General features: G+C 52.8%; 8 protein-coding genes. 1 reads left to right on the top strand and 7 read right to left on the bottom strand.

What is annotated here, in order from left to right; translation table 11 throughout:
- The 4 genes from P3X23_RS05510 to P3X23_RS05495 all read right to left on the bottom strand — a co-directional run.
- Positions 1-202: class I SAM-dependent methyltransferase (locus P3X23_RS05510; protein WP_300873960.1), on the bottom strand; the 202-nt coding region annotated here is incomplete at its 3' end.
- Between the two features lie 3 nt (positions 203-205).
- On the bottom strand, positions 206-418 hold the full coding sequence (locus P3X23_RS05505) for a hypothetical protein (RefSeq protein ID WP_300873957.1): 213 nt from the start codon (positions 416-418) through the stop codon (positions 206-208).
- A gap of 14 nt (positions 419-432) precedes the next feature.
- Positions 433-558: a hypothetical protein gene (locus P3X23_RS05500; protein ID WP_300873955.1), complete on the bottom strand. Its 126-nt coding sequence runs from the start codon at positions 556-558 to the stop codon at positions 433-435.
- A 166-nt stretch (positions 559-724) separates the two neighbouring features.
- Positions 725-5,434: a translocation/assembly module TamB domain-containing protein gene (locus tag P3X23_RS05495; RefSeq protein WP_300873952.1), complete on the bottom strand. Its 4,710-nt coding sequence runs from the start codon at positions 5,432-5,434 to the stop codon at positions 725-727.
- Positions 5,435-5,593: 159 nt separating this feature from the next.
- Between P3X23_RS05495 and P3X23_RS05490 the strand changes: the two genes are divergently transcribed.
- Positions 5,594-6,313: an SDR family oxidoreductase gene (locus P3X23_RS05490; RefSeq protein ID WP_300873949.1), complete on the top strand. Its 720-nt coding sequence runs from the start codon at positions 5,594-5,596 to the stop codon at positions 6,311-6,313.
- A 30-nt stretch (positions 6,314-6,343) separates the two neighbouring features.
- On the opposite strand, the gene clpX is transcribed toward P3X23_RS05490, so the two are convergent.
- The 3 genes from clpX to tig form a co-directional block, all read right to left on the bottom strand.
- A complete protein-coding gene (gene clpX / locus P3X23_RS05485) occupies positions 6,344-7,654 on the bottom strand; it encodes an ATP-dependent protease ATP-binding subunit ClpX (protein WP_300873947.1) in 1,311 nt (436 codons plus the stop codon).
- 32 nt (positions 7,655-7,686) lie between these two features.
- A complete protein-coding gene (gene clpP / locus P3X23_RS05480) occupies positions 7,687-8,376 on the bottom strand; it encodes an ATP-dependent Clp endopeptidase proteolytic subunit ClpP (protein WP_149819305.1) in 690 nt (229 codons plus the stop codon).
- Positions 8,377-8,460: 84 nt separating this feature from the next.
- Positions 8,461-9,852 carry a trigger factor gene (gene tig / locus P3X23_RS05475; protein WP_300873963.1) on the bottom strand — a complete coding sequence of 464 codons (1,392 nt, stop codon included), beginning with the start codon at positions 9,850-9,852 and terminating at the stop codon, positions 8,461-8,463.
- Positions 9,853-10,699 lie beyond the last annotated feature (847 nt).

Below are 10,699 nucleotides of genomic sequence, written 5' to 3'. Positions count from 1 at the left end.
GCCCCACCCGACGCGCCAGCATACGACTCAAATCCCCCGTGCCACAGCAGAGATCCAAAGCCGTTGCCCCTTTAGGGAGTTGGAGCCAGTCCACAGCCATTTGTTTCCAGACATGGTGAAGACCAAAGCTCAGTTGATCATTGAGGCGATCGTAGAGGGGGGCAATGCGCTCAAATAGGGCTTGAATATCAGTCACGGTCATGGTTTAGCAATGGCGGCGCTGACGCAAATAGTTCGCCTCGCAGCGCAACTGCTGAAAGTACTCCGTTTCCGTAATTTCTGCTACCTGCTGCTTTTTGTGATCAATGTCCACCTTTAGCTCTTCGATTTGCTGCTGCATCACTTGTTCACGCTGTTTGCACTCGGTAATGTCCTGTACCAATCCTTCATAGTAGGAAATTTTGCCGTCAGTATCCAAAACTGCCCCTATATTTATGCCACCCAAATGGTCTGGCGATCGCGCCGATAGGCCTTGAACTCAAAGCTACGGTAGCTGATCTGAATGAGCGCTTCAGTAATGAGCATAGCTGGAAAGAGCGCCGCAAGAGTTAAGGCCAAGGTAAATTGCCAACGCAGACTTAACCGCTGCCATGGGATCGAGCCTCCTTAAAATAAGACCCTAGCGGAATTTTTCATCAAGATTTATACCGAGGTTACTGAAACTGCCGCCATTGTTCCCTTCCAAGCTTGAGCATTGCTGGCCGTACAGTGATCTTAGACGACATTAAAAACGGTAACGAAACTCAAGAAAGCCTGTGCCCTCACCACTGGTGCTCACCTGTCCGCCAAGACGGATCTGCTCTGTCACCTGAAACCCAAGGTTAAACCGCGTCGGATCATTGGGGGCGGTTAGCAACTGCAAGAGGGAAAGTGAGGTAAAACGATTCACTTGAAAACCAAGTTCAGCCCCCACGGCAAGGGTTGGAGCTTGACTTTGGGCTTGGCGATCGGGGGGCACCACAGCCGGAAAAATGCGAAAGGAAGTGCGGTTGCCCGTGGCCTGATCAATCAATGCCTGTAGGTTGTTGAAAAGAGCGGTTCCGGCGAGACTGGCCACCACCGCTTCTCCCCCCACTTGGTTGAGATCTGCAATTGAGCCACCGCCTATCAAGGTGAGAAGTTCGGTTGTGCTGCGCGAAGGGTTACTGGATAGCTCAAGCACTGCGGGTAAATTGGTTTGGAGCTGACTGACACGACCGTTAATGCGGGCAGTAATGCGAACGGTATTCAGTGTTCCCAAACTGGTGGCCGTTACGGAACCCACATCGGAGAGTCGCGTCACGGTGCCGGGAGTATAAACTTCAGTGGCAGTGGCAGCAAGGGTGAGGTTGAGTTCCGGATCTAAGCCATTGGCGGGGGTAAAGAGCACATAGTTATCCGCTCGCTGCTGCAGTAAAAAGAGGGTGGTGAACAAATTCAGTTGCCCTCCCGTGAGGCGAATTTTGCCAGCGGGCTGGAGACTATCGAGACCCCCATTGAGGATTAAACTGCCAGTGGCTGTCAGGCTGAGAAGGGGCGATCGCGTCACACGCAAGGAATCTGACAGATGAATTGCCAAATTATCAAAGGCGAGGGGTTCAAAGGGACTGTGGGCAGGATTGGCGAACCCATTGCCATTGGCAACACCATTGATAGCGCCCAAATCAAATCGGCCTTGGCTGAGTCGGACATTGCCCCCCAGATTGGGACTTAGGAGTGTATCTGTGATTACGAGTGTGCCATCTACTGTACCGCGATAGATATTGCCGGCATTGACTTGCAATTGTCTCAAGGACGCGGTGAGGGGTGTGGCAGCATCGGGATCATCTGAGGCCAAGGGCGTCTGAATTGGCAACACCCCTGCCATGGTAATTTGCCCTTGGCTAAAGAGACCTTGAATCCCGTCCACCCGCAGGCGATCGCGATCAAAGCGCACCCGCGCACTGAGATTTGTTACTGGTTCCTCAAAGGTGGAGGTTTTGATCACCGCATCATCCACACTGAGAACGCCATTTAGAATGGGGTCTTCCCATGTCCCTCGCAATTGGACTTGGAAAAGACCTTTACCCTGCTGCCATTGCACCTGATCCGTAAAGAGATTAATCAACGATAATCCTTCATCTTTGACACTCACATCCAGCGCCAACTGCGGATCGACCACAGGTCGTGGATCAAGGGGATAGATCAAGGGAACTGAACCCGTAACCGTCAGCGGCTCTGGCGTGTTAAAGCGAGCGATCGCCTGAAGGGCAAGACGATTTTGGGCATAGCGGAAGGTGGCATTGGCGGCTTCAAGGGGACGTTGATTCAATTGACCCTCCACAAGGGCAGCTCTACCGGCGAGAATGGGCTGCTGCCATGAGCCAGTCAACACCGCTTGGGCATTTACTTTGCCTTCAACCTCTACCCCAGGGGGCAAAAGACTCGCCACAAGACTGACAGGGAATTGCTCCAGCCGCAGTTGGGCATTTTGCTGGTTGCCCCCCACCGTCCCATTCATGTTGAGTTGGCCACCGTTGGCCAAAAGATTGAGGGTCGTCAGCACCACTTGATTTTGGGCAAAGCGACCGCGACCCAGAAAATGCTCAATTTGGTAATTTCCCCACTGCCAATCGGCTCCCTTGAGATCAAAACTGGCCACAAGACCCGCCTGAGGAGTTTGACTGAGGTTGATTTGGCCATTAACCCCCCCCCGCAGTTGATCCAAGGGGGGCAGTGGCTGCGGCCGCCGCACCAAGGCCGCTTGAGCTTGTAGCGTCTCAATTTCAGCAAGGCGGCGAATTTGCGTTAGCAGTGATACTTGGAGACCTTCTCCGGCTCTGGGGAGTCCCAAATCTGCTGCGGTGCCCCGAGTAGTTGGTTGACCAATCCCAAAAACAGTGGCAAATCCCGTCAAATCCGCTAGATTGCCTTGGGCAATCGTCAACTGCGCTCCCCATCGTTGGGGTTGGAGCTCTGCGGTCAATTGATAGCGACTCTGACCTTTTTCAAAGAGGCCAGATTGAATTGTCAAGCGATCGCGACTCAGGCGAAATTGCGCCTGCAATCGATCGCCCCGCCATGCCCCTACCCCCGGTCGCTCTACCGTAAAATGACCCTGACCCCTTGTCCAATTTTGCAACTGTAGGCTGCCAGAGGCGACGCCGGTAAGAATGGCCGCTTCAGGAAGCTCTGGGGGACGCAGCCGCAGGGATTCTATAGGAAACTGCTGGAGACGCAGATCAAAGTTCTCCCCTTGGCGCTGACCAATGAGTTGTGCCTGTTGCCGTTGAATGAGTAGCGAGTGGGGTAAACCATCAGGAGCCAAACGCAACGCCAAGCGATCGCCCCCCCCTTGGAGATTGAGGGTCACCCCCTGTTGCTGGCTCAAAGCCACTGTTCCCGTGAGCTGGGGAGCAAAGCGCCAACCATTCACAGCCAATCCCTGGGTGAACAGCGCCCCCTGCAATTGGAGATTGTTGAGGCGTCCAGTCAGTTGACCTTGAAAGGAGGTGGTGCCCGCGAGGGTGAGGGAAATAGGTAAATTCGGTTCTAGGAAGGTGCTTAACGTACTCAGGGGGAGATTTCTGGCTTGGATGCCCAATCGAATGTCCGTGGGTTCTAAAGCCGCTAAATCCACACCAATTGTTCCTTGGGCACGAATGGCACCCAGGGTGGCTTCTTGGACTTGGAGTTGCCGACCATCCCAATTCACAGCGGCAATAAGAGAATCACCGCTGGGAGTTTGATCTACTTGGAAATTAGCCTTGGCTCGAATGGCGGGCAGCGTCAGCTGATCCACTCGCCCTTGGGCAATCCCTTGCCCACTGAGGCGACCTTGTAAATTTTGATTCAACTGCCGCAGGGAAAGATTCTCAGCCTGAGCCTGTAACTGCCACTGACCGGCGACGGCTTGCACTTGACCCCGCAGACTTCCCCCCAGAAATTGCATTTGAAACTCAGGGATGAGCAGTTGCGTTTGCGTAAGACGGGCGGTGCCCCGCAGGGGATACTGGGCGGTGGGCAATTGAAACGCCGCATTAGCCTGCCAACTCTCTGGGGTACGCAGATTGCCACCAAAGTCCAGTTGCGCAAAACCTTTCCCCAAGGAAACTGGCGAGGTCAGATCATAGCGGCGGGCGATCGCCTGCAAATTCACCTGCTGCACCTGAGCCTGCCCGCGAAACTCCCCGGTGGGCTTTACCCTCAGAGTTGCCCGTACTTCACCCCCATCCACTAACTGGGCATGGATATTCATAAACCTGATGCCCTGATCCTGGGAGGCCACAAAAGGCAGCCGCACCTGTTGTAGTTGCAATTGATCCACTTGAAGGGGAGTATAGCTGCGCAGTTCACCCCTGATTTGAGGCGCGGCTAAGTCACCCTGCACCTGCAGCCTAGGAATCTCCACCTGCCCCTTGAGAGAAACAGACGGCATAATCTGCAATGCCTTGAGTGTAGGAGCAAGATCAAATCTAGCCACCTGGGCATCAATGTCCCAGCCACTTTTGAGACCCACGGTTCCTTGAGCCTGCCAGTGGATATTGGCGATCGCCCCGCGCAAATAGTGGAGCTTTGCCTGATTGCCCTGCAATTGTACGTCAGCTTGTAATGCCTTAATGTCTTGGGGCACAAAAGCCGTGCGCAGCTGGCCATCCCGCAACCAAATTTGACCCGTGACGGCAGGAGTTTCTGGCAAGGGAAGCTTAACCCGGAACTGTCCCTCTAGGCGGCCGCCTTGCACAGAAATGGTTTTTGGCAAAACTGGATTGGCCAAGGCCAAGGGAACTTGCCGAAAGTCCAAAGCCAATTCCCCCGCCTCTCGGGCTTGATCCCACATTCCCTGCACTTGCCATTGGCCACCCCCAGCCAGTTGTCCTGCTGCTTGACCTTTGAGGCTAAAATTTTGATCCTGCGCCCAGAGGGTTAAACGGCCATGGACATGATGCAGCAGGTAGGCCTGACCCTGAAAGGGTTGAATTAAAACAGAACCATCCTCCACTTTCACCGTGACTTGCTTTAGTTGAAAAAGGGGCGATTCCGCTTCTGGCAGCCTCAATTGCGTGCGCCACCACCGCCCTTCGGCGTCCTGAACCACAGTGAATTGGGGTTGGTGGAGCGTCACCTCAAGATCTAAGGGCTCACCAGTGAGAACTTGCAACGGATTAAAAGACACGTCAATGTGGGAGATGGTAACACTGTCCTCGCTTGAAGGATCGCTGGGAACAGCCGACGGACCAAAACGAATAAAATTTAGGCCGATCTGCTGCACGTGACCAATTTCGACTGGACGATTGAGGCGCTCTTGCAGCTCTCGGGAAATTTGAGGAGCCAGCTCAATGATAAACAGCCCTGCCACTATACTGACCCCGAGAGCAGCTTGCACCGCAATTTGAGCAAGTTTTCTGGGAACAGCGCTCCCAACTCTCAGGTTCAACCCGTCAGACTGAGGATCAGGGGGTGGTTGCTGCGTCATGAAGCCCAACTCCACTACAGCTTAGCAAGAAGTCCAATAGCTTAATCCTAGTACGCATAGAAAAGACTCATCTTTCTAATTTGATGTTTCAGATCACAGGTGGATTCTCATGGAGAAAAGAAACGCTAAGATAAAAAATGAATGTAAAAAAATGTAATAATGAGCGTCTTAACAGATCGTGTGGTGTTGGTGGTGGGTGCCACCGGTGGGATTGGCCAAGCAGTTGTCGAGGAACTGCAAGGCAGCGGCGCCCAGCTTGTACTAGCGGCACGCTCTAGCGATCGCCTACAAGCCCTAGCAGCCCAACTTTCCCCCTCCACAAGGGTGCAAATTCAGCCGTGCGACATCACCGACCCGGCACAAGTCAGTGCCCTTATGGCAGCAATCCGCAGCACGCAGGGACGGCTCGATGTGCTAATTAACGCTGCCGGTGCGGGTCTGCTCAAGCCCTATCAAAAAATTACGGCGGCTGACCTAGATCAGATGTTAAATCTCAACCTCAAGGGCTGCTTTTACACTAGTCAACAGGCCGCTGAATTAATGAAGGAGCAGCAGCAGGGACATATCTGCACGGTGGTCGGCATTCTCGGTAAGCATTCCATGGCACTGGCCTCTGCCTACTGTGCCGCTAAATTTGGGGTCGTGGGCTTTAGTAAGTGCATGGCCGAGGAACTTAAACGTTACGGCATTCGCTTTAGCCTTTTTTACTTTGGCGGTGTGGATACCCCCTTTTGGGATGCCGTCAGCCTCAAAGTGGATCGCCAAAAACTCCTGCGTCCCGCCACCGTTGCCCGCTTTATCCGCGCTGCCCTCGAGACAGACACCCATGCGGTTCCCTTTGAGTTGAGCTTGATGCCCGATAGCCACGTCTTTTTCTAATCTTGGAGAAAGTAGGCGATCGCCTTGCCCTTAAGCTGAAAGGGTCGGCAGCGAAGAAGGATGCAGGAGTAGCTCAGCCGTGGAGCGTTTTTCCACCATTTCGGGAGTGATAGTACATTCACGCAGGTCTTTGCGGGAGGGCAGTTCGTACATCACATCCAGCATAATCTCTTCGACAATGGCGCGCAGGGCACGGGCACCGGTTTTACGACGGTAGGCCTCTTGGGCGATCGCCTCCACCGCCGCCGGTTCAAAGTGCAACTCCACGCTGTCCATACGCATTAGTTTTTGGTACTGCTTCAGGAGCGCGTTTTGAGGCTGGGTGAGAATTTCTGCCAAGGCGGCCACGTCTAGCGGCTCTAGCACAGCAACCACAGGAACACGGCCGATAAATTCTGGAATCATGCCATACTTCACCAGATCTTGGGGTTCCAGTTGCTTGAGAATGTCCGCAGAGCGTTTTTCCTTAGGCAGAAGTTCGCCATCGCGGACAAAGCCCATCGCTTTTTTGCCCACCCGCTGCTCAATCGTTTTCTCTAGTCCAACAAAAGCACCCCCACAGATAAAGAGAATATTCGTTGTGTCAATTTGAATGCAGTCTTGGTAAGGGTGCTTGCGCCCCCCTTGAGGCGGCACATTGGCGATCGTCCCCTCCAGTATCTTCAGTAGCGCCTGCTGTACCCCTTCCCCAGAAACATCACGGGTAATTGAGGGATTTTCACTTTTGCGGGCAATCTTGTCAATTTCATCAATGTAGATAATTCCCCGTTGTGCTTCTTCCACATCCATATTGGCGGTTTGCAGCAACCGCAACAGGATATTTTCCACATCTTCCCCCACATAGCCTGCTTCCGTGAGGGTGGTGGCATCGGCAACGGCAAAGGGGACATCAAGGAGTTTCGCTAGTGTCTGAGCCAAGAGGGTCTTCCCCGAACCCGTTGGACCAATGAGGAGGATATTGGACTTTTGCAGTTCGACATTATCATCGCCCCGCTGATCACTCTCTAAAAGACTCAGACGCTTATAGTGGTTATAGACTGCAACCGAGAGGATTTTCTTGGCTTCGTGCTGCCCAACCACGTGCTTATCAAGAAATTCCTTGATTTGCCTAGGTTTGGGGACTTGGCTGAAGGGACGACTGCGGGGCGTGCTACGGGGCGATCGCGACGGTGTGGGTTCTCGACGGGGAGTAGCGGTAGCCAATTCCTCATCGAGAATTTCATTACACAGTTCTACGCATTCATCACAAATATAGACCCCCGGGCCTGCGATAAGCTTACGCACCTGTTCCTGCGATTTGCCACAAAAGGAGCACTTAAGGTGGGTATCGTATTTGGCCATAGGGAACCTCTCGGGTTGCACGTCGGGTGTACTTAGTGGCTAGGGAGGGTCTGCCGCGTCACCACTTGATCAATGAGACCATAGGCCTTGGCCTCTTCAGCAGACATAAAGAAATCCCGTTCAGTATCGGCTTCAATGCGTTCGATTGGTTGCCCCGTATGCTGTGACAGGAGTTCATTGAGCTTGCGCTTGTGGTAGAGAATTTCCCGCGCTTGGATTTCAATATCCACCGCCTGACCTTGGGCACCGCCGAGAGGTTGGTGAATCATGATCCGAGCATGGGGCAGCGCCATCCGTTTGCCGGGGGTACCGCCAGAGAGCAAAAAGGCACCCATACTCGCCGCCAAGCCAAAGCAGAGCGTACACACATCGGGGCGAATGTGCTTCATTGTGTCGTAGATGGCCATGCCGGCTGTAACTGAGCCACCGGGTGAGTTGATGTATAGGTAAATATCTTTTTCCGGATCTTCGGCGTCTAGGAACAGAAGCTGCGCCACGATGGAGTCAGCAACCGCATCGTCAATGCCCCGGCGATCGCCGGCACCCCCACCAAGGAAAATAATTCGTTCCCGCAGAAGCCGCGAATAGATATCAAAGGCTCGTTCCCCCCGCCCCGACTGCTCAACTACCATCGGCACAATATTGGCGTGGGTGGGCGGCAAGTTGAGGGCTGGAGAGCGCAAAATAGCACTAAGGGGATGGTCGTAACGCGATTGCAGCATAGTTGCCCAGAATGACAGTTCAATTATAATTAATTGTAACTAGCGGTTTGTCCCCGTAGGGATCATCACCTTCATTATGCCGAACTATTCTTGAGATGGGGTAGAACTTGCTTTTTTCCCAGAGCGTTTTTGCGCTTCGGCGGGAGCAGCGGGCTGCTCAGGGGTTGTGTCGGACTCCACTGGCTGAAATGTATTTTGCTCTAGGAGCCACTTAAGGACTTCCTCGCGTTGGAGTTCCTCTGTAACAAACTGTCGTAACCATTGCAAATCTTTGGCAGCTTTCACTTTTGCTGTCTCTTTATAGACAGCAAATCGTTCCTCAACGGCCTCGGCCTTCGGTTCAATGCCCTCTTGGCGAGCGATCGCTTTCAATAATAGATTGGAGTGTACCTCCTTAGCCGCCGCCGGCTCTGCCTCTTGACGCATTTTTTCATAGAGCTCCTCGGTCATGATCTTATCGAGATCAACGCCTTGGGAATGAATTTGCATCAGCGTCGTCTGTACTTTTCTCTCTACCTCTTTACGGATGAGCATTTTTGGTAATTCAACGGGATTTTGAGCAATCAAGGTATCAATGAGGGCAGCTTCTTTAGCTTTCTTGTCTTTTTCTTCAGCTTGCTGCCGATGATTTTGCTCCAGATAAGCCCGCAATTCTGCCATCGTCGTGAATTCACTGTGCTCAGCGGCAAAGGTATCATCCAAAGGCGGCAGTTCGGGAGCCTTAATTTCCAAGAGTTCAATCTCGGCAGTTAACTGATTGGGGGTCTCCGTTTCCTTGCCAACAGACACCGTCACCGTTTTCACCTCACCAACACTCATGCCGACAACGGCAGAGGGAATTTCTTTGAGCAAAAAGGACTGCTCTTCATCAAGGGACAGGGGTAGCTCATCTGCTGAGAGTTCCTTTACCACCTCCCCTTCTTCATTTTTGGTAACAAGCTTGAGGGTAACATCATCGCCCCATTGAGCTGGCCGGTCTTCGACAGGGATGAGAGTGGCGTGCTCCCGTTGGTATCGTTTCAGCAGCTTTTCAACGGTTTCGGGATTATAGGTGACGGGACTGTACGGAATCGTCAGCCCTTTGTAGGCTGTGACTGTAACTTCGGGTTCAACGTCAAAGGTGACGCTGAAGGAAAAGTTTTTGCCGGGCTGAAATTGATCCAGTAACTCTGTAATGTTCCCTTCGAGTTCGAGGTTACCTAGATAGGGGATATTATTCTTTTCGACGGCGGCTTTAACGGTCTCCTCAATCAGTTTTTCCATGGCAACATAGCGCAGCCGCTGTTTGCCAATCTGCTGCAAGACAAGCTGCCGGGGGGCTTTGCCTTTACGAAATCCAGGCACTTGCGTATGGCGAAGGAGATCATTGACCACTTGGTTATACACCTGTTGAGAGTGGGTTCCCGAAACCTCAATCGTGGCGAGGAGTTGGCTATTGGAACGGGATTCAGTTGTTATGGAAATGATGTCAGTCACGTCAGTCAAGGTGATTCCCCTTCGCAAATGGTGTCAATGTAGTGTCCGTTAGTTGTGCGCGATCGCACAAATTGTAATTTTAGCGCAAATTTTCCCTACTCTTTTTAATCGGACTCACCTTAAAGCTGAACAACGACGCTCAGGATGTCAGAGTTTTGTGACAAAAGTAATCGTTAGAATTAGTGACTGTGAGGGATGCCCCGTAGCTCGCATCTGCGGTTTGGAAAATGTCAACAATTTCCCTGCCATCTCTATGAGTTCAATCCTGTGATTCCTCATGTGCCCTCCCACCCACTATGAGGCGGACTATGTGATCAATCTTTGGATGGAGGGAAATATCCACAAGTCCTCCCGCGATCGGGCACAGGAGCAGTAACAAAAACTCTAGGAAATTATCTGTGCTCGGGCTACTGTTGACCTAATTGAGCACTTAGGTGCGGCCTTGAGCTGCCCACTTCAGAATTGAGCGTAAACGCTTAACCCTGAAATTCAGTTGCTTCGGTAAATCCCTGCTGCTTACGGCACTACCACGCCGCTCACTTCACAGGCGATCTGGGCGTGTCTAACTTCTAATCTGAGTACATTAATTTAATTGCGCACCCGCAAGGCGCGGTTTCGGCCCAGCCAAACCAAAACCCAAGGACAGCTGCGCCTGCGCGCTTTAGCTTGCTCCCGCGCAGCGGGTCGATCGGCTTCTGTGGAAGCTGTGGGTGGAATCACAGATGTGGGACTCTTCCTCAGTCTAGGGTGCTGCCGTTGGAGCGGCTGTATCGTCCCTTTACCGCTTGGAAGCCCTGCAGCCGAGGCGGTCGGATCAACAGGGCATTTTTTGTCTTCGCGGTCAGCA

Source organism: Thermosynechococcus sp. Uc (assembly GCF_029335995.1).
Taxonomy (GTDB): Bacteria; Cyanobacteriota; Cyanobacteriia; order Thermosynechococcales; family Thermosynechococcaceae; genus Thermosynechococcus.
Note: the sequence above shows the minus strand (reverse complement) of the source record. Positions and strands in the feature narration are given on the sequence as shown.

What these genes read in the sequence shown, in the direction of transcription:
- P3X23_RS05495 (WP_300873952.1), bottom strand. Translation starts at nt 5,434, where the DNA reads ATGACGCAGCAACCACCCCCTGATCCTCAGTCTGACGGGTTGAACCTG.
- P3X23_RS05490 (WP_300873949.1), top strand. Translation starts at nt 5,594, where the DNA reads ATGAGCGTCTTAACAGATCGTGTGGTGTTGGTGGTGGGTGCCACCGGT.
- clpX (WP_300873947.1), bottom strand. Translation starts at nt 7,654, where the DNA reads ATGGCCAAATACGATACCCACCTTAAGTGCTCCTTTTGTGGCAAATCG.
- clpP (WP_149819305.1), bottom strand. Translation starts at nt 8,376, where the DNA reads ATGCTGCAATCGCGTTACGACCATCCCCTTAGTGCTATTTTGCGCTCT.